The sequence below is a fragment of the Flagellimonas aequoris genome, from assembly GCF_003584165.1.
GTDB classification, from domain to species: domain Bacteria; phylum Bacteroidota; class Bacteroidia; order Flavobacteriales; family Flavobacteriaceae; genus Flagellimonas; species Flagellimonas aequoris.
Window position 1 is genome coordinate 114,618 of record NZ_QXFJ01000031.1, and the last position, 25,116, is coordinate 139,733.

Consider the following 25,116-nt stretch of genomic DNA (forward strand, 5'->3'; position numbering starts at 1 on the left):
TAAGTGGGCTAAAGATAAAATATTATATTTTCGTCCCATGCTGCAAATCCTTCGCAAAATAGCGTTTCCCTTTTCTTTGATCTATGGAATGGTTGTTTACCTGCGTAATTTGATGTACGACAAGGGTTTATTCACTTCCGTTTCATACAAAACGCCGACGATATGTGTGGGAAACCTTAGTGTGGGTGGTACAGGAAAGACCCCTATGACGGAATATGTATTACGTATGTTGGAACATCATAGGGTAGCGGTTTTGAGTCGCGGTTATAAGAGAAAGTCGAAGGGTTTTCTTTTGGCGATGCCACAAAGTGGTGTCTCGGACCTGGGCGACGAACCATACCAGTTGCATCGTAAATTTCCCAAAGTGGCGGTGGCTGTAGATGCCGATAGGCGGAACGGTATAGAGCAGTTGGAGCAATATGTGAAGCCTGAAGTCATTGTTCTGGACGATGCTTTTCAGCATAGACGGGTAAAACCAACATTTTCACTGTTACTGACTGCCCATGATCACTTATATGCCGTGGATTGGTACCTGCCCACAGGCAATCTGCGAGATGCCAAGAAGGAGGCCCATCGGGCCGATGTGATTATCGTGACCAAATGTCCGGTTGGACTGACACCGTTGGACCGAAAAGCTATGATGGCCAAGCTGAAACCAAAATCCCATCAAAAGGTATTGTTTGCCAGTTTAAGATATGCTGATGAAGTGACAGACGGAAAAGGCAACCACATGCTGCTTGAAGCCTTGAAAGATAAAGATGTGGCATTGGTGACCGGAATTGCTTCACCGGAACCCTTATTGCGCCATATGACCACCATGGGCATTAAAGTGCTACATTATGAATTTGGGGACCATCATGATTTTACCGAAAAAGATATCCAAAAATTCTCCGGACATGATTTGGTATTGACGACCGAAAAGGATTTTGTCCGTTTGGAAGGAAAAGTGCAAAACCTATTTTATTTGGAAGTATCCCATCATTTTACTCCTGAAGACCATACCGAATTGGAAAAATCAATCAAGGGACTGTTGCACTAAACGGAGCCTTGCATTTTGCTCTTAAAAATATTTTCCCCTATTTTTTGGTAAAAGACCTCTGGTTTGAAAGGTTTGGTAACCACGTCATTACAACCAGCGGCATAGAAACTGTCCAAACTATCATCCAATGAAATTGCGGTAAGCGCAATGATCGGAATGTCCTGGTCAAACTTGCGTATCTGTCTCGTGGCCTCTTCACCACTGATTCCTGGCATGTGGATATCCATTAAAATGGCATCGTAAGTATTGGATTTAGCCAAATCGATGGCCTCATTGCCATTGTTGGCGATATCGCAGGTAATTTCTTTTTTGGTGAGCATTTTCTTGGTGATTACCTGATTGATCTTGTTGTCTTCCACAACCAAAAGATGCAATCCCTTGAACTGGAACTCTTCGGGGTCCAATTGGAACGCCACTTCATCCAAGGCTTTGGTATCGCATTTGAGGTCCATTTCAAAATAGAACGAACTGCCATGTCCAAGATCACTTTCCAATTGGATGGTGCTTCCAAACAGTCCCAAAAGGCTTTTCACAATGGTCAGACCAAGACCGGTGCCACCATATTCCCGGTTGATTTGGATAGACCCTTGTTCGAAACTGTCAAAAATATGCTTCTGCTGATCTTCCGAGATACCGATACCGTTGTCCCTGACCTCAAAATATAGCTTTACCTGATCTTCTTCTTTCTTCAACAATTTGGCGACGACCTCAACCTTTCCATTTTTTGTGAACTTCAGTGCATTGCCCACAAGGTTCATGAAAATTTGGGAAAGCTTTATAGGGTCTCCAAGCAACTGTTGTGGAATATTCGGGTCGTAATCGAGGATAAGTTTGGTCTTGTTTTCATTGGCATTCTGCTGAAGGGAATCCACCACATCATTCAATACCTTGTGCAATTTGAACTCAATGCTCAAAGGCTCCAGCTTGTCGGCATCGATTTTATTGATCTGCAGAATGTCGTTGATAAAGTTCAGAAGATATTCCCCGGAAAATTTCAACGATTTCAAATGCTCCTTTTGGTGTTCCGACGGGTTTTCCTCCAAAAGCAAGTGCGTGAGCCCCGTTACGGCATACAATGGCGTTCGGAGCTCATGGGTTACTGTGGACAAGAAGTTGGTCTTGGCTTCCATGGCGGATACCGCGGCATCCCTGGCCAACTCCAATTCCTTGTTCTTGGTGTACAACAGGTCGTTGGTCTTGAGCTTGATCTGGTTGTTCCTGAAAAGCGATACGGCCAATAAGGAAATAATGGTCAAGAAAGCGGAGGTCAATATCGCTGTGATCTCCGAACGGTTTTTGGACTCGCTCAATTCTTCGTTCTTGGCCTGCAGTTTGTTCAACTCGTTGGCCATATGCTCGGAGCGGATATCATCTGCCGTTTTCGCCTCCAATTTTGCCTTTTCAATATTGAAGATGGAATCTTTGATTCTGGCCAGTCCTTTGTTGAAAATTAGGGCTTCCTTGTAATCCCCGGTTTTTTCATAGATATCCGACAATTCTTCATTGGCATTTTTTACCTCTTTGGCAAAACCGTGTTTTTCGGAAAGTTCCAATGCTGCCTTAGAGTGGATGATACCTTCTTCGTAGTCGTTCAATTTCACACTTATTTTGGCCAATTGCAGATTCGCTTTGGCGGCCAAATAGGCCCTTTCCTTGTCGTCTGAATTTACAATAAGGGCATGTAGGTTCTTTATGGCATCATCATACTTTTCTATATTGGTGAAAATGTATGCCTCCAGTAAGAGGATATTGTTGCTGAGATTCCTATTGTTGCTGAGCTTTCGGGATTCTTCCAATAGTTTCAGGGCTTGGAAATTGTTCCCCTCATCATACCTCAGGGCTGCTTCCAGATACAATTGGAAAGCCTGTCCATAGGAATAGGACATGTCCCTTAGGTAAATACTGGCTCGATCCCAATAACGAAGAGCGGTTTCATGATCTCCTTCTTCCAAAAAGATACGGGCATATTGGTGATAGGTGTCCAGTAACAACTTGGTGTCCTCATTGCTCTCTGCAATATTGGCAGCCTCATCAAGTGTTTCCATGGCTTTGTCCACCTTGTTCTCATGCCGGTACTTCATAAATTGGTCGAAAATGGCCTGAACCTTGGCGGTCGAGCTTGCATCGTTTTGGGCAAAAGAAAGCTGGGTGCATAGGAAAATGCACAGTAGAAGCAGCGTTTTTACGCCTATCCTTTTGTGTATCAAGTGCAAGATCAAACGTAATTTTTCTTTATAAGCAAAGCTATTAAATCAATAATTCTGGAGCAATAGCCAGTTTCATTGTCGTACCATCCTATAATTTTCACCATTTTTCCAATTACGGAGGTCATCAAAGAATCAAACGTACAAGAATAACAACTATTGTTTATGTCGATGGAAACAATTGGATCTTCTGTGTACTGAAGTATGCCTTTTAGTTCATTTTCAGCATAGTACTTAAAGGTAGCATTTATTTCTTCAATGGAAATTTCCCGTTCTACATTGAAGGTAATATCCGTCAGGGACCCATTGGGAACCGGTACGCGAATGCCACAACCACCGATTACATCCGATAATTCAGGAAAGATCCGTGTCAATGCCTTGGCAGCCCCAGTAGTGGTCGGGATAATGGATTGTGTAGCGGCCCTGGACCTACGGAGGTCCCTGTGCGGGGCATCGTGCAGGTTTTGGTCCGATGTAAAAGAGTGTATGGTGGTAATATAGGCCTGTTCTATGCCGCAAAGTTCATTGATGACCTTGATCATGGGCGCGGCATTGTTGGTGGTGCATGAAGCATTGGAAATAATGTCGTCCTTACCATCAATAAGGTCTTGGTTCACACCAAGTACCACCATTTTGATGGAATCATCCTCTGGCGGCACCGAAAGGATGACTTTTTTTGCACCATTTTGTAGATGATATCGGAGTTGTTCCTCTTTTTTGAATTTTCCTGTGGCCTCTACCACTATATCTACTTTATGGGATGACCAATCAATGTCTTTAGGATGATTGTGGTTGAGTATTTCAATGGCTTTACCATTTACTACAATCTTGTTTCCACCTGATTGGATATCGGCATCCAAAGTACCGTGGATACTATCATATTTTAACAGGTGGGCCAAAGTTGTGGCATCCGCCAAATCATTTATGGCCACCACTTGGATGTTCGGGTATTTTTGAAGCAACCTAAAAAGGGTCCTGCCGATACGCCCGAAGCCGTTTATGCCTATTCTGATGTCTTTCATGACGGGTTGGAGGAACTATTGGATGTGTTTGTGGGCTTTGTAAGATGAACGCACCAAAGCGCCACTTTCTACATGCCTAAAGCCCATTTCAAGACCAATCTCCTCATATTTTTTGAACTGTTCAGGCAGAATAAACTGCTTTACGGGAAGGTGTTTTTTGGAAGGTTGCAGGTATTGACCAATAGTGATAACGTCAACATCTACATTTCTCAAATCCTCCATCGTGGCGATGACCTCGTGTTCTTCTTCTCCCAAACCGAGCATAATACCCGATTTGGTCCGGTTGGCACCATTTTTCTTCAGATAGTCCAAAACTTCGAGGCTACGCTCATATTTGGCTTGTATACGGACTTCTCTTGTCAACCTTTTAACGGTTTCCATATTATGGGAAATGACTTCTGGGGCCACGGCCAAAATCCTGTCCAAGTGGGTTGAAATCCCTTGAAAATCGGGAATAAGGGTTTCCATGGTGGTCTCGGGGTTCATTCTTCGGACAGCTTTTACCGTTTCCGCCCAAATAATGGAGCCCATATCCTTTAGATCATCCCTGTCCACCGAAGTGAGCACGGCATGTTTGATGTTCATGATCTTGATGGAACGAGCCACTTTTTCAGGCTCGGCCCAATCCACACTTTCCGGTCTTCCTGTCTTCACACCACAGAACCCACAGGAACGGGTGCAGATGTTGCCCAGGATCATGAAAGTGGCGGTACCTTCGCCCCAGCATTCGCCCATGTTCGGGCAGCTTCCAGAAGTACAAATGGTGTGCAGGTCATATTTGTCCACAAGACCCCGCAACTGGGTATATTTCTTGCCTGTTGGGAGTTTTACCCGTAACCATTTTGGTTTTCCTTTGGGTGGTATAACGCTTTCTGCCACGTTTGTGCTCATACAACGGAATTTGATTTACAAAGATACGAAACTGGTAAGGAAAGTTTACCCAAGGAAATGGGTCACTTTTTTTTGATAATCTCTGCCAACAATTTTTTGGCCCGGAGCAATTTTACCTTGATGTTGTTCACAGGCTCATTGAGATCTTTCGCTATATCGGCATAGCTCATTTCATTGAAATAACGTAGGTTGATGACTTTTTGGTAATGAGGCTTCAATTTTTTGATATCCTGCAACAGGTCGGCCAAATTTTGTTCAATGATGAGCCGGTCTTCTACCGATGGGGATTCATCAAGTACTTTTTTGACTTCGTCTCCACGGGGATCCACATCGTCCAGAAAGCTTCTTTTCCGTTTTCGGATCAGGTCTACGTGTAGATTTTTGGAAATGGTGATGAGCCATGTCTTGAACTCATAGGCTTCATCATAGGTGTCGATTCTATCAAAGGCACGGGAAAATGTTCTGATGGTGATGTCCTCGGCATCATTTTCATTTTTGGTGCGCAGCAACTGAAAGCCATACACATCGTTCCAAAAAGTGTCCAAGAGTGTACTGAAGGCAATTTGGTTTCCTTCCTTTGCCCTTCGTATGGTCTCTTTTATGGAATTATCGGTTTTCTCCAAAAATAGGGGTGTCCTTGATGTGCTAAACGGGTTAATTCAACTCGGGAACCGAGTCTTTTTTACATTCCTGTTCGTGGGGCAACTTGCCACAGAAACCACAGGCTTCGCCACTTTTGTTCAAATAAGGACTTTGGCTTGCACAGGTTCCGGCAAACTTTCCGTCTTTTTTGCCCCATATCTTTATGGCGATACCAGCGAATGCAAGTGCTAATAGACCAATGGTCAGTAGTGCTAACTTCATAATCCAACTTTTGCACAAAGGTACAAAATACCCTCTTAAAGCAAGAGGGTGTTTAAGGATACTTTAGGTTTGTGGCTAATAAGAAATGTTCGCCACGATGTTGTCCACGGATGGGGCGGCATTGCCACCTTCTGGTTCAATGGTGATGTAACCTACGGCATTGTCCGCATAGGGTAGTGCCAAAAGTTTGCCCTTGTCGTCAAATTGCTTTATCACGCCCAAGTTGACCAACTCTCCGTTCACTTCTGCCCACATTTGGAAACACTTGTTCTCAGGTAATTGTGGAACATTGCTTACGTTTATATAGGAAAGCTTTTTAACTGGGTTGATATAGGCAATGGCCTTAAGTTCTTTTCCTTCACGTTTGCCCTTGACCTCATATTTTTTGGTGGCAGGGTTGTTCAGTACGATGAACTGGTTCCTCATATCTTCCAATTGGTCCTTCATGTTGTCCTCCAAGTACTTGATCTTGTTGGATACCATGGTATTTTCCTCTTGAAGGCTTTTGTTTTGGTTCCAAAAGAAAACGGACGAACCGGCAAAGACCAAGATGGCAACACTCGCCGCAATGGCATATCGGTAGAACCTTTTGTGTACCATTCGCTCTTTTTTGGCGCTTGCCATGATGATTTCCTTGAGACCTTCAGGGGTCTTTTTGGCGTACATTTTGGCAAAGGTCTCCAAGTTTTTTTGGAGTTCATCATATGTTTCCCTTACCTCGGGATACATGGCAATGTACCTTTCCGCTTGTTGGGACTCCTCTTTGGAGGCATCACCAATAAGATATTTTTCCAATATGTCGGATTCCAGAAATATTTTTACTTTTTCCTTCATGACAGTAAGTTTAAGATTAAGAGCAAGGACATTGTTGTACCATAAATTTTACCAAGTTCCCGTAGTCCAATTTTAAGTCTTGATTTGATGGTCCCGAGAGGAATATCCAATTCTTCACTTGCCTCCTGCTGCGTCATTCCCTCGAAAAACAAGGCCTCTAAGACTATTCTGTACTTTGGGTCTATTTTATCCAAATTATCTTGGATATCCATATGGTCGGGCACAATACCCTTTACTCCAACTTTATATACGTTGGAAGCGTCGATTTGGACTTCCTTATCAGCTTTATTATTTAAACTTCTTAATTTATCGATGGCGGTGTTCCTGGTAATACGGAACAACCATGTGAAAAGTTTGGCTTTGGATGCATCGTATGAATCTGCTTTTTTCCAGATTTTGATAAAGCTTTCCTGTAGCACATCTTGGGCAAGGTCTTCATCTTTTACCACCTTATAGGCCACCCCAAAAAGCGTGTCCCCATAGTTTTCATACAGCAAGGAAATGGCCTTATCGTCCTTTTCTGCAAGGAGTGAAACAATATGTCTCTCAATCAATGTGCTCATGTATGATGCTTTTGGTAAAATTTTTTGTGGGACAAAAATCTAAAATAGGGTTTATATCGTATATAGAACAAAGCTAAGGCAGAAAAAGCATTATCTGCCGAGGCGGTTGAAAAGAATTTAGAGGGTTTTAATGGCCCTAAAGACATACATAATTTTGGTTAGTTTGGTTTGGTATAACCCCCGTTACTGTTCAAAGTGCGGGGGTTATTTTATGATGTTCACTTCAGGTTGGATTTTAATACGGAACCTTTTGTGCACTTCTTCTTGTATTTGCTCTGACAGGGCAAGGATTTCCTGTCCGGTAGCATTGCCATAATTGACCAATACCAAGGCCTGTTTATCGTGCACGCCGGCATCTCCGTACCTTTTTCCTTTAAAACCACATTGCTCTATGAGCCAACCGGCAGGAATTTTAAACTGATCGTCATCCGTTTCGTAATGGGGAGCTTCTGGATTTTTTTTGATGAATTTGTCAAAAGCTTTTTTTGAAACAACAGGATTCTTAAAAAAACTGCCACTATTGCCCAGTTCTTTGGGATCGGGCAGTTTGCTCCTGCGGATAGCGATCACGGCATCCGAGATATCCCGGATGGTAGGATAGACAATCCCCATATTTTTGAGTTCTCCTTCAATGGCGCCGTAACCTGTGTGAAGCTCATGATCCCGCTTGGTAAGCCTGAGATTCACCGAGGTGATGATGTATTTTCCTTTGGCCTCATTCTTAAAAATGGATTCCCGATAACCGAAGTGGCACTCATCTTTATCAAAGGCCAACAGCTCCCCGGTTGCCATTTCCATGGCGGTACAGCTTACAAAAACATCCTTCAGTTCCACGCCGTAGGCTCCTATGTTCTGAATGGGTGCCGTGCCAACATTTCCAGGGATGAGGGACAAATTTTCAATCCCACCATACCCTCTATCAAGGCACCAAAGCACCAATTCGTGCCAATTTTCCCCGGCCATGGCCTTGATTTCTACCGTGTCCTCATTTTCTTCAACAATACTGATGCCCTCCAGTTTGATATGCATCACAAGGGCATCGATATCTTTGGTGAGCAACATGTTGCTTCCACCACTGATAATGAATTTTTTGGGATACGCCTTTAGCTCCAATACTTTTTGAAGCTGAACCAATCCCGTGATATCAACAAAAAAACGTGCCTTGGCATCTATACCAAAGGTATTGTACGGTTTTAAGGATATGTTTTCCAGGATGTTCACCGGGCGTTGTACTTGGTTAAGGCCTTGCCCAAAATTTGGACAGCCTTTACAAGTTGCTCTTTTTCGAGCACATAGGCAATTCTTATCTGATTTTTTCCAAGTCCTGGAGTAGCATAAAAACCGGCCGCAGGGGCCACCATCACGGTATTGCCGTCCATTTCAAAACTTTCGAGCAACCATTGGGCAAAATCATCGGCGTCTTCTACAGGAAGTTCCACCACACAGTAAAAGGCACCTTGTGGAACCGCTACCTTTACACCTTCCAATTTCTGGAGTTCTGAAATCAGGATGTTTCTTCGAGATACATATTCCTCGATCACGGCATCAAAATATTCCTGGGGCGTTTCCAAGGCAGCCTCGCTGGCAATTTGTGCAAAGGTAGGAGGCGACAATCGGGCCTGTGCAAATTTCAAGGCGGTTTGGATCACTTCCTTGTTCTTGGACACCAAACACCCGATGCGGGCACCGCACATGCTATATCTTTTGGAAACAGAATCTACCACAATGGCATATTCTTCCAGACCCTCCACTTGTAAAATGGAATAGTGTGTCCTTCCTTCATAGGTGAACTCGCGGTAGACTTCATCGGCAATCAGGAACAAGTTGTGTTTTTTCACCATTTCGGCCAATTGCATAATTTCCTCTTTGCTATAGAGGTATCCGGTAGGGTTACCTGGATTACAAATAAGGATGGCCTTGGTTTTTGGGGTGATGAGTTTTTCAAACTCTTTTATCGGTGGCAGGGCGAAATTGGTATCGATACTGGAAGCAATGGGGACCACGTTTATGCCAGCGGCAGTGGCAAACCCATTGTAGTTGGCATAAAAGGGCTCTGGGATGATGATTTCATCCTCGGCATCCATAATGGTGCCCATGGCAAAGCTCAATGCTTCGGAACCGCCTGTGGTCACGATAATGTCCTTGGCGCTGACATAAATATCCTTTTTGGAATAATAGGCAGCAATTTTTTCCCGATAGATTTCGGAACCCTCCGTCATACTATACGCCAAAACCTCAATGTTATGGTTGCGAACAGCATCCAGTGCCACTTTTGGGGTCTTGATGTCTGGCTGGCCAATGTTGAGGTGAATCACATGGGTCCCACGTTTTTTTGCCGCCTCGGCATAGGGGACCAATTTTCGTATGGGTGAAGCGGGCATTTGCTTCCCTTTGTTAGAGATACTAGGCATTTCCGAAATTTTACGCAAAAATGGGAAAACCAAGACTTGAAAACAACATATTAGGGAAGATTTGTTCGTTTATCAAAATGTTAAATTAAAGGGGTTATTTCTTTTGATTTTGTATATTTAATAAGCATAACCTTTTAAAAGTAAGTATGTTAAAAAAAATATTTCTTTTTTTTGCGCTTCTTTTAATGGTGCCATTAACGGTTTTGGCACAAGGATATGATTTGCCTAGTGGGCAAAAGTTTGAAAAGATCAGGTTTGAACTCATCAACAACTTGATCATTATCCCCATAGAGATCAATGGCGCTGAACTAACTTTCATCTTGGACTCAGGTGTTAGTAAACCTATTCTTTTCAATCTATCCGAATCGGATTCCGTGCCCATCAACAATGTTTCAGAGGTGACCATTAGGGGATTGGGTGATGGGGAGCCCATGAAGGCCTTGAGCTCCAAAGGAAATATCTTCAGATTGGGCAATGCGAAAAACTTTTCCCAAGATCTATATGTGGTATTGGACAGGGACATCAATCTATCCACCTCTTTGGGAATCCCCGTGCATGGCATTATGGGATATGATTTGTTCCGCGACTTTGTCGTTGAAGTAAACTATGGCTCCAAGAACATAAAATTGCATAACCCTGAACTCTATCGTCATAAGAATAGAAAGAACGACCAGACCATTCCTCTTATCGTGGATAAGAGAAAAGCTTATGTAGAGGGGACGGTTTTGATGAGGGATACCGCAAACATAAAGGTAAAATTGTTGGTGGATACCGGAAGTAGCGATGCCCTATGGCTTTTCCGTGAACCCGAACGAGGATTGGAAGTGCCGGAGAAAAATTATGAAGATCATTTAGGAAGAGGACTGAGTGGTGATATTTTTGGAAAGCGCTCAAAGATAAAAGGAGTCCGTATCGGGGATTTTGAACTCAAGGATGCCAAAGTGGCCTTTCCGTACAGGGAGTTTTTTGGAGGGTTGGAAAATTTGGGCGATCGTAACGGAAGTGTGGGAGGCGAGGTCCTTAAACGGTTCAATATGGTGTTCGATTATTCCCGTGGCCAAGTGACCCTTAAGAAAAACGGGAATTTTAGAGAACCATTTCAATACAATTTGGCCGGAATCGAACTGCAGCACAATGGTCTTCGGTATATCGCCGAAAGTATTGCCGACAGCAATGGTATTGTGAAGGATGACGACTCTTCTTTTGGAAACGTCAAGATTTTGGTTGAAAATCGCACAAAGCTAAGCTTGGTGCCAGAAATTGTGGTGTCCAGTATTCGGGCGGGAAGTCCGGCGGCAGAGGCAGGTCTTCGTGAGGGGGATGTGATACTGGCCGTTAACGGCAAAGGGGTGCACCGATATAAGATTCAGGAAATCCTCAAAATGTTGAACGAGAAAGAAGGAAAGCGTATTCGGGTCCTGATCGAACGGTACAACAAAGACCTATTGTTCTCCTTTGTATTGAAAAAGGTCTTTGACGACGATTAAAAATAAAAAACCCCAAAAACGAATATTTTCGGGGCTCTTCAAAATATAATTTTCTTTTTACTTACTGGCACCAGGTCCCTTGACTTCTCCTTTGATTTTCAAAACCTTTGTAGGGGTATCGGCATTGGATGTCACGGTAATGGCCTTTCTGATGGGGCCAACCCTGTTGGTGTCATATTTCACTTCGATCTTACCGGTTTTTCCTGGCATGATCGGTTCTTCCGGTTTTTTGGGGATGGTACATCCGCAGCTAGATCTAACATTGCTGATTACCAAAGGTGCGGTTCCGGTATTGGTAAACTCAAATACACGGACACCGTCACTTCCCTTGTCAATTTCACCGTAGTCGATGGTCTCACTCTTAAATTCAATTTTAGCCGTAGCTTCTTGCGCATAGATCCCTAGGGAAATAAGCCCTAAAAACAGCACGAGTACAGTTTTTTTCATCATTTTTGGTTTTTGGGTGAATTTCAAAAGTAGATGTTTTCACACCTGCATCCAAAATTCTTTTGTTATGTAATAACGTTACTTATTTTTGTTTCGTATTTCTGGATTGGAATCCATCCGAAGAATAGCATAAAATTAACATAGCGCTTTCCCTTCAAAAAAACCAATCCAAATCCTTATTTAACAAAAACTATACCGAAAAATGGAAATCCCATCAAAATATGAGCCCAAAAGGGTTGAAGAGCATTGGTATACCTACTGGACAAAGCACGATTATTTTAGCTCCACCCCAGATGAAAGGGAACCCTACACCATTGTGATCCCGCCACCAAACGTTACGGGAGTGCTTCATATGGGGCATATGCTCAACAATACCATTCAGGATGTCCTCATTCGTCGCGCAAGACTGTTGGGAAAAAATGCCTGTTGGGTACCCGGTACGGATCATGCCTCCATCGCCACAGAGGCCAAAGTAGTGGCAAAGTTAAAGGAGGAAGGCATTGATAAGGCAACCTTGTCCCGAGAGGATTTTTTAAAGCATGCTTGGGATTGGACCCACGAATATGGGGGAGTCATCCTTCAACAATTGAAAAAATTGGGCTGTTCCTGTGATTGGAACCGTACCAAGTTTACCATGGATGACGATATGTCCGCATCCGTGATCAAGGTTTTTGTGGATTTGTACAATAAAGGATTGATTTACAGGGGTTACCGAATGGTGAATTGGGACCCGGAGGCGAAAACAACCCTATCCGATGAAGAGGTAATTTATGAGGAAAGACAAGGTAATCTATACTATTTGGCCTACGCCATTGAAGGTTCCGATGAAAAAGTGACGATTGCCACAACCCGCCCAGAGACCATTTTGGGAGATACTGCTATCTGCATCAACCCTAATGATGAAAGATACCACCATCTTCGTGGCAAAAAGGCCATTGTGCCCATTTGTGGTAGAGTTATCCCGATTATTGAAGATGAATATGTGGATGTGGAGTTCGGTACCGGGTGCCTTAAGGTGACGCCGGCACATGATGAGAACGATAAGAATCTGGGTGAAAAGCACGATTTGGAGGTCATCGACATCTTCAACGAGGATGCTACCTTAAACTCCTTTGGATTGCATTACCAGGGAAAGGATCGTTTTGTGGTCCGCAAGGAAATCGCCAAGGAACTGGAAGAAAAAGGATTTTTGGTGAAAACGGAACAGCACATCAACAAGGTGGGTACTTCCGAAAGGACCAAGGCCGTTATAGAACCCAGGCTGTCCGATCAATGGTTCTTGAAGATGGAAACTTTGGCCAAACCTGCTTTGGATGCGGTTTTAAACACCGACGACATCAAGTTTTACCCCAAAAAATTCGAGAATATCTATCGTCATTGGATGGAGGGTATCCGTGATTGGAACATATCCCGTCAATTGTGGTGGGGACAGCAGATTCCGGCCTACTACTACGGGGATGGGAAGGAAGATTTTGTGGTTGCGGAAACCCCAGAGCAAGCTTTGGAATTGGCTAAATCCAAAAATCCAGCAATCCAACAATCCGATTTACGCCAAGATTCCGATGTTTTGGATACTTGGTTCTCTTCGTGGTTGTGGCCCATGAGTGTTTTTGGGGGGATCTTGGATCCTGATAACGAAGAGGTGAATTATTATTATCCGACCAGTGATTTGGTCACCGCACCCGATATCATCTTTTTTTGGGTGGCCCGTATGATCATGTCGGGGTATGAATATCGAGGTAAACGACCTTTTGAAAATGTGTACTTTACCGGATTGGTACGTGATAAGCAACGCCGAAAGATGTCCAAACAATTGGGCAATTCTCCGGATGCATTAAAATTGATAGAGGATTTTGGTGCGGATGGTGTAAGAGTGGGGCTTTTGTTAAGTTCTTCAGCGGGGAATGATATTATGTTCGATGAAGCCCTTTGTCAACAAGGATCCAATTTTGCCAATAAGATTTGGAATGCCTTCCGATTGGTAAAAGGATGGGAAGTTGCGGATATTTCCCAACCTGAAGCATCAAAAATTGGGATAGAATGGTACACGGCCAAGTTGAACCAAACCCTAGGGGAAATCGAGGATCATTTTTCAAAATATCGTATTTCCGATGCCTTGATGGCCATTTATAAATTGGTTTGGGACGATTTCTGTTCGTGGCTATTGGAAATTGTGAAACCAGCGTATCAGCAACCCATTGACCAAGTCACATTCAATGCAGTGATTGAGTTGTTCGAGGAAAATCTGAAACTGTTGCACCCCTTCATGCCATTCTTGACCGAGGAAGTTTGGCAGCATATTGCCGAGCGCACTCCAGAAGAAGCACTAATTGTAGCACAATGGCCAAAAGGAGCAAAAGTGGACTCCAAACTTATAACCGACTTTGATTTTGCCGTTGAAGTCATTTCTGGAATCCGAACCATTAGGAAGGAAAAGAACATTCCACAAAAGGATGCCTTGGAGCTATTTATGCTCAATTCGGAAGGTATTGGAGATAATATGGACACCATTATCAAGAAGGTGGCCAATGTTTCCAAACTGGAAACCATTGATGCCGGCATGGACGGTGCTTTGAGCTTTAGGGTAAAAAGCAATGAATATTTTATTCCCATTACCGGGGCCATCGATGTGGAAGAGGAAATTAAAAAGATCAAGGAGGAACTTCAGTATACCAAAGGCTTTTTGAAATCGGTGCAGGGCAAATTGGGCAACGAACGTTTCGTGAACAATGCCCCGGAGCAGGTGGTGGCCATCGAACGTAAAAAAGCCGCCGATGCCGAGGCCAAAATTGAAACTTTGGAAAAAAGTTTGGCCAGTTTGCAATAGTCTTCTTTGGTTGTAAATAGTAATGATTTTTGAAAAGGGAAGGGGACTTCCCTTTTTCTTTTTCATAAAGTGTCAGGAAAATTTATGAGGTGGAAATTATTTTTTGAAGCACAGGGATAAGAGCAAGCTGGGAATTTCTTCCCGTATAAAAAGAAGTTCGCAGTCCATTTCGAATCTCACTTACGCAAACGATATAGCTTTATTTAAAAATTTAGAGTAAATTCATGACGCATACCCCGTACCTGCATTGGATTAACTTTAAATTTTACAAATGGAATCGTACGCAACGGCATTGTTATATGCTACACCATTTTTTCTAGGGTTGGTATTGGTAGAAGTGCTCTATGGACGTTTTGCAAAAAAGCAGATGCACAACGTTATGGATACCGTGAGCAGTCTAAGTTCTGGTCTCACCAATGTGGTCAAGGACTCATTGGGTCTGGGGATCATACTGGTCAGTTATCCTTTTTTGTTGGAACATTTAGCGCTCATCGAGATCAAATCCACTTGGCTGGTCTGGGTAGTGGCCTTTATTGTGTTGGATTTTGCAGGGTATTGGAACCATCGGTTGAGCCACCACATCAATTTCTTCTGGAACCAACATGTGATCCATCATAGCAGCGAAGAGTTTAATTTGGCCTGCGCCCTTCGCCAGCCCATTTCCAATCTTTTGGGGTATTACGCGCTATTGTTGATTCCGGCAGCACTTTTGGGCGTTCCCAATACGGTTATCGCCGTTTTGGCACCCATCCACCTCTTTGCCCAGTTTTGGTACCATACCCGGCATATTGGTAAAATGGGCTGGTTGGAATATGTAATCGTAACCCCATCGCAGCACAGGGTGCACCATGCCATCAATGCAGAGTATATTGATAAGAATCTAGGGCAGATTTTCTGTGTGTGGGACCGTATGTTCGGAACCTTCCAAGAGGAACTGGATGAAGTCCCACCACAATATGGAGTATTGAAACCTGCCCATACTTGGAATCCCATCATCATCAATTTTCAACATTTATGGCGATTGATGAAAGATGCCTGGAGGACCAAAAACTATTGGGACAAACTGCGGATTTGGTTTATGCCCACGGGTTGGCGTCCCAAGGATGTAAAGGACAAGTACCCTGTAGAGATCATAGAGGATGTGTACCATTTTAAAAAATATCAACCTGAAGCATCCACGGCCTTGAAGGCATACTCGCTGTTCCAATTGACGGTGACCACCATATTGATGCTCTTTATGTTCTACAATTACTCCGAAATCGGTTTTGATGGTCTCTTGTTGTTCGGTGCCTTTGTTTTTCTGGGGGTATATGGCTACACCACTTTAATGGACCGGGCGGGGTATGCCATTTGGATAGAAGTTTTTAGGGGCGTTGCCGGTTTGGCCTTGATTTACTGGACCAATGACTGGTTTGGAATCGATAGTTTTTGGGCCATGGGAAGTTATCTGGTGGCACTCTATTTTGTGGTCACCATTTTTGGGGCCATTTATTTTACCTATTTTGAAAAGTCGTTGGCAACACCCGATTTGGTTTCCTAGCGGGATTTCAATTCTTTTTCGACAAGCTCAATGTATTTTTTCATGGCCTGTTTTGGACCGATGTTCTTTGCTTGGAACAGAGCATTGGCCTTGAAGGCATTGATCAGAGGTGTCCTGCTTCCGGGATTGTCAAAATTCCTGTTGGCTATTTTAAAATAGGCATACAGTCTCAGTAAGAAATCAGCGGGGAGGGGTTCTGTATAGCTATTGACGTATTCAACAGCTTCATTGAACTTTTTATGTAGCTCTTCATCAATCATCGTCATCGGATCTGTAGGAAGCTATACATGTTTTGGCACCGACCACTTTTTGGTTCAGCTTAACGGTGATATTGCAGTTCAAGGGCAATAAAAGATCTACGCGTGAGCCAAACTTGATGAACCCTGCATCTTGTCCCTGTGTAACCTGTTCTCCCTCTTCGGCATAGTTGACAATGCGACGTGCCATGGCCCCGGCAATTTGCCTATATCCGATTTCCCCGAACTTGGGTGTATGGAGTATTACGGTTGTCCGTTCGTTCTCTGTGCTCGATTTTGGATGCCATGCCACCAAATATTTTCCTGGATGGTATTTGGAATAGGTTACCGTACCGCTGGCAGGATATCGGGTCACATGTACATTAACGGGCGACATGAAGATGGAAACCTGTTTTCTTCGTTCCTTAAAATATTCGGGCTCGTCCACTTCCTCTATTACCACAACCTTACCATCAACAGGGGCCAAAATCTCATCAAAATTGGGTGTAACGGGTCTTTTTGGGTTCCTAAAGAATTGCAGGATGGCAATCAATAGAAACAGGGCAGCTATCTGTACCACATATCGGGCCCATTCCAAATCCATATAAAATTGTGAGGCCAGAATGGCAGCGACCACGATAAAAAATGTGGTAATGATTATTTTTTGACCCTCTTTATGAAACATAGGAGAATAAATTAAGTATCAAATAGGCAAAGGGTGCGGCGAACACCAAGCTGTCCAATCGGTCCCAAATTCCACCGTGACCGGGCAAAATGGCACCACTATCCTTTACCCCGGCCATGCGTTTGAACTTGGATTCCAATAGATCACCCAGACTACCGGCAACCACGATCAAGGCAGCCATTGCCATCCATTGTGCCACGGTAAGTTTTGTTTCGTACCATGACAAAATATATGCGGCTACCAGTGCAAAAATAAGACCTCCGATAGAACCTTCAATGGTTTTTTTTGGAGAAACCGAAGGGAAAAGTTTTGTACGCCCGAATGCCCTTCCTACAAGATAGGCAAAAGTGTCATTGACCCAAATCAATATAAAAATGCCCATGATGAGAAATTGGGCAAAATCTTCCTGTTTATAAGGGATCATGGTCAAAAAAATGCACCCGCCACCGATGTAGAATACGGCAATCACAAATTTTTGAAAATCGGTGAACTTTCTAGGCCGGTTAGAAAAAAGGAACATCAAGAGGGCCAAGTCGACTGTGATGGTCAGGAGCATGAGTACTGTAACGAGGTCACCGTCCTGTACCAAATAGATATACACCCACCATAAAGCCAAATAGGCTAAAAAAATGTAGTACCCCTTAATCCGTACTATCTTTTTGAATTCATACAAACAGGCCAGTCCAAAGGCCATAAAGAGGAAGTCGAAGGCATCCGAACTCAAAAAAACAGTCCCCAAGAGAAGCACCACGTAGATGACTCCAGTGATGGAGCGTCGTAAAATTTCTCTCATGAAATCAGTAGTCTTCTAGTAGTAAAAGATAGACATTTTTTGAGGCACTCCCATAAGAAAGGAAATCATCCTTGTTTTCCTGGGTAAGTTGGAAGTGTTTAAGTGTGGTAATGTTATTGGGAATATTCTTTTGGTATCGCTCCTTGATGATCTTGAGTCCCTCACTGATGGAGTCCACCAACTGACTGGTGGTCGCGAACACAATCAAGTTTGAGGGTAGCTCATCCAATTTTTTCTCCTTGATCTGATTGGAACATACCAGTATGGAACCGTTATGGGCCACCAAATGCTCGCAAGTAGTAAAAAAGATGTCACTTTCTTGCCTGTTATCGGTAAATTTCAAATTTTCCGAGGAAAACTTGGTTTCCAATCTAGGGTCCAAAGAATAGAGTAGATGATTTTGCCAATCGTTCTCCGAAATGATATTTTTTAATGCCTCGGATACCTCAGAAAAATCCTCGCAGTAAATAAATTTGCCTCCGTTTTTCTTGAAATAGATGGTGAATTTTTCATCCACTGGAATTTTTAGATCGGGCATATGTTCTCCACGGGTTTCCGCAGTTTCCTTGGAAACCTTTTTTCCTCCTCCAAAAAGTTTTTTAAAAACTCCCATCTATTGTATCCGGTGCATTTTCAATTTGATTCTATCGAATAGACTTAATATTATTTGGCAGGTTCAAGTTCTTCTTGTTTTTCAAAGGGCCTTCTACCGAAGATTTTTTCAAGATCATCCTTAAAGATAACCTCTTTCTCCAAGAGCCTTTCTGCAAGTTCGGTGAGCTTGTCCTTATTGTCGGCCAACAATTTTATGGCCCTTTGGTACTGCTCTTCGATCATCTTGGAAATTTCCTGATCTATTTTTTGTGCCGTTTCCTCACTGTAGGGTTTGGTAAATCCATATTCATTTTGACCCGAAGAATCGTAATAGGTAATGTTTCCAAGCTCATCGTTAAGGCCGTAAATGGTTACCATAGCCCTTGCCTGTTTGGTCACTTTTTCCAAATCGCTCAAAGCACCCGTTGAGATTCTGTCGAATATTACTTTTTCCGCGGCCCTACCACCCATGGTAGCACACATTTCGTCCAACATTTGTTCGGGGCGGACGATCAAGCGCTCTTCAGGAAGGTACCATGCTGCTCCAAGGGACTGGCCTCTGGGAACAATAGTGACCTTTACCAATGGAGCGGCGTGCTCCAACATCCAGCTTACTGTGGCATGACCTGCCTCATGGAAGGCAATGGTCTTTTTCTCTTCTGGAGTGATGATCTTGTTCTTTTTCTCAAGTCCCCCTACGATTCTATCCACCGCATCAAGGAAATCCTGTTTGGTCACTGCCTTTTTCTCTTTTCGGGCAGCGATCAGGGCAGCCTCGTTACACACGTTGGCAATATCGGCACCTGAGAAACCAGGGGTTTGTTTTGCCAAAAAGTCAAGATCAAGGGTTTCTGCTGTCTTTATAGGACGAAGGTGCACTTCAAAAATTTCTTTTCTTTCGTTCAGATCCGGAAGGTCCACATAAATCTGGCGGTCAAAACGACCGGCACGCATCAAGGCTTTGTCCAGTACATCGGCGCGGTTGGTGGCAGCCAATACGATTACGTTGGTATTGGTCCCGAAACCGTCCATTTCGGTCAACAATTGGTTCAGGGTGTTTTCCCTTTCATCGTTGGAACCGGTAAAGTTGTTTTTACCCCTGGCACGTCCAATGGCATCGATTTCATCAATGAAAATAATGGCAGGGGACTTGTCCTTTGCCTGTTTGAAAAGGTCACGTACCCTAGAGGCACCCACACCTACAAACATTTCAACAAAGTCTGAACCTGAGAGGGAGAAGAAAGGCACTTTGGCCTCTCCGGCCACTGCTTTGGCCAAAAGGGTCTTACCTGTTCCTGGAGGGCCTACCAAAAGGGCTCCCTTCGGAATTTTTCCTCCAAGGGAAGTATATTTATCCGGGTTTTTCAGGAATTCCACAATTTCTTGCACCTCTTCCTTGGCACCTTCCAATCCGGCAACATCTTTAAAGGATGTGCGGGTATCCGTTTTTTCATCAAACAATTTGGCCTTTGACTTTCCAATGTTGAATATCTGGCCTCCGGCTCCTCCACCGGCGCCGCCGGACATCCTTCGCATCAAATAGATCCAAATACCTATAATCAGCGCAAATGGCAACAACGATAATAGAAGTTCGCCCAGTACATTGGATTCTGTATCGAATTCAACAATGGTATCTAGGTTGTTTTCTTTTTTGATTTCGGTGATTTCGTTCTGGAAAATCTGTAAATCCCCATAATCCAGCACATATTGGGGGACCAATCCACTGGAAGGGAACAATGGCTTTTTGGCCACGCCTTTGTGCACATCCTTTTTAAGGGCTTCCTCTGTAAGGTAGACCTTTGCCTGTCTTGTGTTGGTGATGATCACGATCTTGGCAATATCACCATTGCGCAAGAATTCCTGTAACTCGGAAGTCGTGGTTTTTTCAGTACTTGAAAAACTGCTTCCACCAAAAAATTGGAAACCGATGATCAAAGCGATAACCACGCCATATATCCACCACGAACTAAAACGCGGCCTCTTAGGGGGTGTATTTGAATTGTTGTCTTTTGCCATTTTGTTTTAAGAATTGTAGCTGCTCTCCACCATGGTTACTTTGGCGTCACCCCAAAGTCCCTCAATGTCGTAGAATTCCCTAATGTGTTTTTGAAATACATGCACCACAACATTTACATAGTCCATCAATACCCATTCAGCGTTCTCAGAGCCTTCAATATGCCAAGGTTTGTCGTGCAAAGCCTTGCTCACTGTTTTTTGGATAGAGGATACAATTGCGTTTACATGCGTGTTGGAAGTACCATTGCAGATGATAAAATAGTCGCAAACGGTATTTTCGATTTCCCTCAGGTCCAGTAGATTAATGTCAACTCCTTTAACGTCTTCTATCCCTTCTAAGATCAAGGCAATCAGTTCATCTGCGCTAGCTTTCGTTTTCTGCATTCAAAAATTTTAGTTTCTACAAAGTTATGTTTTTTTTGTTTTCTTAGCCTTAGTTTTTAACAAATCGATAAGGCGCACCACTTTGGGAGAACAAACTCGAATAATCAAACTTGATGCCACGGATTCCACAAATCTGTATTTGAAAGAACTTCTGCAATCCGTGAAGTTGGACGATTACACCGTAGTCGTTGCAAAGAAACAGCTCAAGGGCAGGGGGCAAATGGGAACTGTTTGGCAATCTGAAGAAGGTAAAAACCTGACTTTAAGTGTTTTGAAAAGTTTTGATGCACTGCATGTGAATCATCAATTTTTGCTGAACATTGGAGTTTCCATGGCCGTGTTCGATGTGCTTCATGGACTTTCCGTGCCCAATGTCAGTGTAAAATGGCCCAACGACATTATGTCAGGTTCACAAAAGATTTGTGGCATTTTGATCGAAAATGTGCTAAAAGGGTCGTTGGTCGGTCATGCCATCATCGGTATCGGGTTGAACGTAAACCAAACCTTCTTTGAAAATTTGGGGAAGGCCTCTTCCCTGAAATTGTTGACAGGGAAAACCTTTGACCTGGACGAACTGCTGCACAACATATTGAATCGACTGCAACATCATTTGAATGGCATGGAAGCAAAAACCGTTTCCCAGTTGTTGCCATCCTATGAAAAGTTGTTGTTCCGAAAGGACAAACCATCTACATTTACAAATACCCAAGGGGACATGTTCATGGGATTTATAAGAAGCGTATCTCCCGCAGGCAAGCTTGTTCTGGAACTGGAAGACCAGATTTTTAAGGAATATGATTTAAAGGAGGTGACCCTACTTTATTGACCGATTTTGTCCATGTTAGCGGACAAGGTCTCCATGAAATTGGTAATGGGGGATTTAATCATCATGGCCATCATGGCGTTGAACTGCCCTTCAAAACTCAAACCTACCTCACTTTCATTGTCACCCAATGCAGTAATGTCCGCGGTCAAGGTAAAAGGTAATTTATCGCTGGCTGCACCCAAGATCACTTTATCGTTGGGATTTTGTTCCTTGAGCCTCAAAACAATTTCGGGCATTCCCTTCAACGCAAATTTGAAGGTGTTTTCATCCAATACCTCAAACTTGTCGATGTTTTCAGGCATCAACGTTTCAAAGTTTTTGATATCGGTCAAGAAATCAAATACTTCCTTGTCGCTCTTGGCAACTTTCTTTTTAGTGGCTTCTATGTGCATTGCTGATGTTTTATTTCCATTCCTGCGGATTGGATTTCCATTCCAACAGGGTTTTTAACTGTGATTCTTTAATGTAGTGCGTCTCGGAGGCTTGCTCAATTAAATGGTTGTAATCGGAGAGGGTGTGGAGTTCCACTCCTTCTGCTTCAAAATTGCTGGTCGCCACTGGGAATCCGTAGGTGAAAATGGCCACCATACCCTTTACTTTGGCATTCTGGTCCTTAAGGGCGCGAACGGCATTCAGACTGCTCTTTCCCGTACTGATGAGGTCTTCGATGACCACCACACTCTGCCCAGGTTCAAAATAACCTTCTATTTGGTTTTGCCTACCATGTGATTTTGGTTCGGGCCTTACGTAAATGAACGGGAGCCCCAACGCTTCGGCAACCAATATGCCAATGCCGATGGCACCTGTGGCAACACCGGCGATCACATCAGGTTTTCCATAGAGGTTTTCTACCTGCTTGGCCATTTCTTCCCTAACAAAATTTCGAATTTCAGGATAGGAAAGCATTATCCTGTTATCGCAATAAATTGGGGATTTCCAACCTGATGCCCATGTAAATGGATTTTCGGGTTCCAACTTAATTGCATTAATTTGTAGCAACAGCCCTGCTGTTCTTTTAGCGATTTCCTTATCTAAAACCATTGCGCAAATGTATGAAGTTTTTGTTAATGAGTCCCCACTGATTTTAACAAACGAGCGCCCGGAAAATACCAACGGAAATCTATTTTCGTTGGATGGTGATTCCATCATGGAGGCCATTCATCTGTTATCCAAAAAGAAACTGAAAAAGGCTTATCTGTACCACCCAGATGGAAACAAGATCTTAAAGCTTTTTATGCACAAGATACCTGTGATCGTTGCGGGTGGCGGTTTTGTGGTGAATGAAAAAGGAAAGGTGCTCTTCATCAAAAGAAATGGCAAATGGGATTTGCCGAAGGGCAAGGTGGACAAAGGCGAGACCATTGAAAGTGCCGCCATCCGTGAAGTGGAGGAGGAGACTGGGGTCACTGGGCTTAAAATAGAACGGTTTTTGCGCACCACCTATCATGTTTTTAAACGAAACGGGGAATATTGGTTGAAACAGACCCATTGGTTTCTGATGTCCACGGACTATACGGGGAAATTGGTAGCCGAAAAAGCAGAGGGTATAGAAAAGGTGAAATGGAAAGGGCCCATCAAAACCCAAAAGGCCATCAAGAATTCCTATAAAAATATTGAAATTTTGTTCAAGGAGGTGGCTACTTAGCCAAAATACCCGAAGCCTCACTTCCTTTGGCAATCCTATAAATCGGATAGGCCAAATACACATCCTCCAAATATTTGGAACGTTGAAAGATCCAGTCCAATTGGGCGTACCAATTGTTTGAAAAATTGGGGTCCAGATTCTTTTTGGCCTCAAAATTCAATCTCAAAATAGAGTCTTTTTGTAACATTTCAAGAGCAATATCTTCAAAAACATAGGGTGAAAAACCTTCTTTTTGCTGAAGCACCGTATCGAAGAAATTCCAATTGAAGAAGGAATCCACCGCATGGGGTTCTAGGGTTTCCAACAGATACCGAATGCCCGGTTGACGCGTGGGGATTACATAATCTCCTGCCCTAAAATGGATTTCCTTTGTACTTTTTTCCACCTTGGTGTTGGAATGGGGATAATGCCCCTCATAGGGTGAATTTCGGGTATCATAGTCCAGAATTTTATAGGCTTCCACGGTTAATGTGGTGTCCTTATCCAGTTTAAAATATTGGATTTTGTTGGCGTCCAAGCGCTCAATGACCCTCTGCCAACTCTGTTTGATTACATAGGCATCGGGAACCGAAACGGTATCCAAGGGATAAAAATAGTCTTGGTAAACGGTTTCTTTTATGAAGGGTTGGGATCGGTCATATTTCAATCGAGGTAATCCTGTGACCTCACTAATGGGCCGATCGGCCTCAAAACCCTTAAATTGTAGGGCAGAGCTTTTGGTGGTGTCCACTGCCCAATTGAAGTAGTATTCGGCCAGATCAAGATTTTTCTCCAACGTCTCTTTCCGTAATGATTTAATGGTATCATGCTCCTTTTCCACAACATCCAAAAGACTTTCCATAATTACGTAGGTGCCTTCAACACGTTGGTCGTAGGGTTTCAGCATGTGGGTTTCCACCATGAGCCCCAAGGTGCTCCATAGCGTTGTATATCCCGTGGAATATCTCGGATGATCCATAAATTGGCTAAAGCCAAGTTCCGGAGGTACGTTGAACACGTTTACATAAGGCGTAATGTCCCATTCCTTATCCTTCAATGATTTCTCAATGTCGGGCATGAAGGAATCGTGCAGGTATTCGCCCATTTTTCCACCCAACTTGTTGTGTTGGGTAAACAAGTGTGTGAGGGTATACTGGTAATCTGCCCCATTGCTCACATGGTTGTCGATAAAAACATCAGGTTTTACCAAATGGAAGATGTCCGCAAAGGTCTTCGCATTTTTGGTGTCCATTTTGATGAAATCGCGGTTCAGGTCATAGTTGAGGGCATTACCTCTAAATCCATACTCCAAAGGCCCGTTTTGGTTGGCCCTTGTGGTTGAATTTCTATTGAGGGAACCCCCAATGTTGTAAATGGGAATGGTGACCAATACTGTTTTTTTGGGGCTTGGAATCTTTCCCGTGGCCAAATCCCTGTAGAGCATCATAGTGGCATCTATACCATCGCTTTCCCCCGGATGTATGCCGTTGTTGATCAGGATGATGGTTTTGTCCTTTCTAATATTTTCAAAGTTGAAATCACCTTCCGGATTAAAGGTTACCATATGCAATGGTAAACCACTGTCCGTTTTGCCAATGGTGTGGATGTTTATCTGGGGGAAATCCCGTGCCAAGGTGATATAAAAATCGATGGTCTGCTGGTAGGTGGCCGTTTCCTTTCCTCCAGATTCCTCATAAAATGTCGGGTAGGAGTTGATCGTATCCTGCTTTTCCGTTTCACAGGAGAGTAAAAGAACGAGGGCCGCAAAAAAAACTTTATGTTTCAAGGTGTCGGGGTACTTTGTTAGTTATGCCAAAAGAAACTTCTTT

25 protein-coding genes are annotated in these 25,116 nt (G+C 43.4%); 6 read left to right on the top strand and 19 right to left on the bottom strand.

Annotated elements, in window-relative coordinates:
* Positions 1-37 precede the first annotated feature (37 nt).
* Positions 38-1,039 (top strand): tetraacyldisaccharide 4'-kinase, encoded by a 1,002-nt coding sequence (lpxK, locus tag D2U88_RS18265; protein WP_119641986.1) that lies wholly within the window; start codon positions 38-40, stop codon positions 1,037-1,039.
* Here lpxK and D2U88_RS18270 read toward each other — a convergent pair.
* The 9 genes from D2U88_RS18270 to D2U88_RS18310 all read right to left on the bottom strand — a co-directional run bounded on the left by D2U88_RS18270 (position 1,036) and on the right by D2U88_RS18310 (position 9,828).
* A complete protein-coding gene (locus D2U88_RS18270) occupies positions 1,036-3,120 on the bottom strand; it encodes a tetratricopeptide repeat-containing hybrid sensor histidine kinase/response regulator (RefSeq protein ID WP_235855826.1) in 2,085 nt (694 codons plus the stop codon). The genes lpxK and D2U88_RS18270 overlap by 4 nt on opposite strands.
* Positions 3,121-3,254: 134 nt before the next feature.
* Positions 3,255-4,265, bottom strand: coding sequence for a type I glyceraldehyde-3-phosphate dehydrogenase (gene gap / locus D2U88_RS18275; protein ID WP_119641988.1), 1,011 nt, complete (start codon positions 4,263-4,265; stop codon positions 3,255-3,257).
* Between the two features lie 15 nt (positions 4,266-4,280).
* Positions 4,281-5,156 (bottom strand): lipoyl synthase, encoded by an 876-nt coding sequence (gene lipA, locus D2U88_RS18280; protein ID WP_119641989.1) that lies wholly within the window; start codon positions 5,154-5,156, stop codon positions 4,281-4,283.
* A 62-nt stretch (positions 5,157-5,218) separates the two neighbouring features.
* On the bottom strand, positions 5,219-5,779 hold the full coding sequence (locus D2U88_RS18285) for an RNA polymerase sigma factor (protein WP_119641990.1): 561 nt from the start codon (positions 5,777-5,779) through the stop codon (positions 5,219-5,221).
* A gap of 31 nt (positions 5,780-5,810) precedes the next feature.
* Positions 5,811-6,020: a membrane or secreted protein gene (locus D2U88_RS18290; RefSeq protein ID WP_119641991.1), complete on the bottom strand. Its 210-nt coding sequence runs from the start codon at positions 6,018-6,020 to the stop codon at positions 5,811-5,813.
* A 75-nt stretch (positions 6,021-6,095) separates the two neighbouring features.
* Positions 6,096-6,854: an anti-sigma factor gene (locus D2U88_RS18295; RefSeq protein ID WP_119641992.1), complete on the bottom strand. Its 759-nt coding sequence runs from the start codon at positions 6,852-6,854 to the stop codon at positions 6,096-6,098.
* Positions 6,851-7,417 (bottom strand): RNA polymerase sigma factor, encoded by a 567-nt coding sequence (locus D2U88_RS18300; protein WP_119641993.1) that lies wholly within the window; start codon positions 7,415-7,417, stop codon positions 6,851-6,853. The genes D2U88_RS18295 and D2U88_RS18300 overlap by 4 nt, the downstream gene beginning before the upstream one ends.
* A gap of 204 nt (positions 7,418-7,621) precedes the next feature.
* The gene (gene murB, locus D2U88_RS18305) at positions 7,622-8,638 is read right to left on the bottom strand and encodes a UDP-N-acetylmuramate dehydrogenase (protein ID WP_119641994.1); all 1,017 of its coding nucleotides are present in this window, start codon (positions 8,636-8,638) and stop codon (positions 7,622-7,624) included.
* Positions 8,635-9,828 (bottom strand): pyridoxal phosphate-dependent aminotransferase, encoded by a 1,194-nt coding sequence (locus tag D2U88_RS18310; RefSeq protein ID WP_119641995.1) that lies wholly within the window; start codon positions 9,826-9,828, stop codon positions 8,635-8,637. Before D2U88_RS18310 ends, murB begins: the two co-directional genes overlap by 4 nt.
* A 146-nt stretch (positions 9,829-9,974) precedes the next feature.
* Here D2U88_RS18310 and D2U88_RS18315 point away from each other — a divergent pair, with 146 nt between their 5' ends.
* A complete protein-coding gene (locus D2U88_RS18315) occupies positions 9,975-11,315 on the top strand; it encodes a PDZ domain-containing protein (RefSeq protein ID WP_119641996.1) in 1,341 nt (446 codons plus the stop codon).
* Positions 11,316-11,372: 57 nt separating this feature from the next.
* Here the strand turns inward: D2U88_RS18315 and D2U88_RS18320 are convergent, their stop codons facing one another.
* Positions 11,373-11,765 (bottom strand): DUF1573 domain-containing protein, encoded by a 393-nt coding sequence (locus D2U88_RS18320; RefSeq protein WP_119642252.1) that lies wholly within the window; start codon positions 11,763-11,765, stop codon positions 11,373-11,375.
* Between the two features lie 199 nt (positions 11,766-11,964).
* On the opposite strand from D2U88_RS18320, the gene D2U88_RS18325 reads away from it, so the two are divergent.
* A complete protein-coding gene (locus D2U88_RS18325; protein WP_119641997.1) occupies positions 11,965-14,589 on the top strand; it encodes a valine--tRNA ligase in 2,625 nt (874 codons plus the stop codon).
* Positions 14,590-14,860: 271 nt separating this feature from the next.
* Entirely contained in the window at positions 14,861-16,129 is a 1,269-nt protein-coding gene (locus D2U88_RS18330) for a sterol desaturase family protein (RefSeq protein ID WP_119641998.1), read from the top strand.
* Here D2U88_RS18330 and D2U88_RS18335 read toward each other — a convergent pair.
* Genes D2U88_RS18335 through rsfS form a run of 6 tightly spaced genes read right to left on the bottom strand, consistent with a single transcriptional unit; the run spans position 16,126 to position 20,837 of the window.
* Complete coding sequence (locus D2U88_RS18335) at positions 16,126-16,389, bottom strand: acyl-CoA-binding protein (protein WP_119641999.1); 264 nt, start codon at positions 16,387-16,389, stop codon at positions 16,126-16,128. The genes D2U88_RS18330 and D2U88_RS18335 overlap by 4 nt on opposite strands.
* Positions 16,382-17,050, bottom strand: a complete 669-nt coding sequence (locus D2U88_RS18340) for a phosphatidylserine decarboxylase family protein (RefSeq protein WP_119642000.1) — start codon at positions 17,048-17,050, stop codon at positions 16,382-16,384. The genes D2U88_RS18335 and D2U88_RS18340 overlap by 8 nt, the downstream gene beginning before the upstream one ends.
* Positions 17,040-17,843 (bottom strand): phosphatidate cytidylyltransferase, encoded by an 804-nt coding sequence (locus tag D2U88_RS18345; RefSeq protein WP_119642001.1) that lies wholly within the window; start codon positions 17,841-17,843, stop codon positions 17,040-17,042. Before D2U88_RS18345 ends, D2U88_RS18340 begins: the two co-directional genes overlap by 11 nt.
* Positions 17,844-17,847: 4 nt before the next feature.
* A complete protein-coding gene (locus D2U88_RS18350) occupies positions 17,848-18,456 on the bottom strand; it encodes an LUD domain-containing protein (RefSeq protein WP_119642002.1) in 609 nt (202 codons plus the stop codon).
* A 50-nt stretch (positions 18,457-18,506) separates the two neighbouring features.
* Positions 18,507-20,453, bottom strand: a complete 1,947-nt coding sequence (gene ftsH / locus D2U88_RS18355; RefSeq protein WP_119642003.1) for an ATP-dependent zinc metalloprotease FtsH — start codon at positions 20,451-20,453, stop codon at positions 18,507-18,509.
* Positions 20,454-20,459: 6 nt separating this feature from the next.
* Entirely contained in the window at positions 20,460-20,837 is a 378-nt protein-coding gene (gene rsfS, locus D2U88_RS18360) for a ribosome silencing factor (RefSeq protein ID WP_119642004.1), read from the bottom strand.
* Between the two features lie 139 nt (positions 20,838-20,976).
* Here rsfS and D2U88_RS18365 point away from each other — a divergent pair, with 139 nt between their 5' ends.
* Complete coding sequence (locus D2U88_RS18365) at positions 20,977-21,663, top strand: biotin--[acetyl-CoA-carboxylase] ligase (protein WP_235855827.1); 687 nt, start codon at positions 20,977-20,979, stop codon at positions 21,661-21,663.
* Here D2U88_RS18365 and D2U88_RS18370 read toward each other — a convergent pair.
* Positions 21,657-22,055, bottom strand: coding sequence for an SRPBCC family protein (locus tag D2U88_RS18370; protein WP_119642006.1), 399 nt, complete (start codon positions 22,053-22,055; stop codon positions 21,657-21,659). The two genes, D2U88_RS18365 and D2U88_RS18370, sit on opposite strands and share 7 nt — an antisense overlap.
* Positions 22,056-22,065: 10 nt before the next feature.
* On the bottom strand, positions 22,066-22,704 hold the full coding sequence (pyrE, locus tag D2U88_RS18375; protein ID WP_119642007.1) for an orotate phosphoribosyltransferase: 639 nt from the start codon (positions 22,702-22,704) through the stop codon (positions 22,066-22,068).
* 7 nt (positions 22,705-22,711) lie between these two features.
* Between pyrE and D2U88_RS18380 the strand changes: the two genes are divergently transcribed.
* On the top strand, positions 22,712-23,308 hold the full coding sequence (locus D2U88_RS18380) for an NUDIX hydrolase (RefSeq protein ID WP_119642008.1): 597 nt from the start codon (positions 22,712-22,714) through the stop codon (positions 23,306-23,308).
* Here D2U88_RS18380 and D2U88_RS18385 read toward each other — a convergent pair.
* Positions 23,301-25,073, bottom strand: a complete 1,773-nt coding sequence (locus D2U88_RS18385) for a M14 family metallopeptidase (protein WP_119642009.1) — start codon at positions 25,071-25,073, stop codon at positions 23,301-23,303. The genes D2U88_RS18380 and D2U88_RS18385 overlap by 8 nt on opposite strands.
* Between the last annotated feature and the right edge of the window lie 43 nt (positions 25,074-25,116).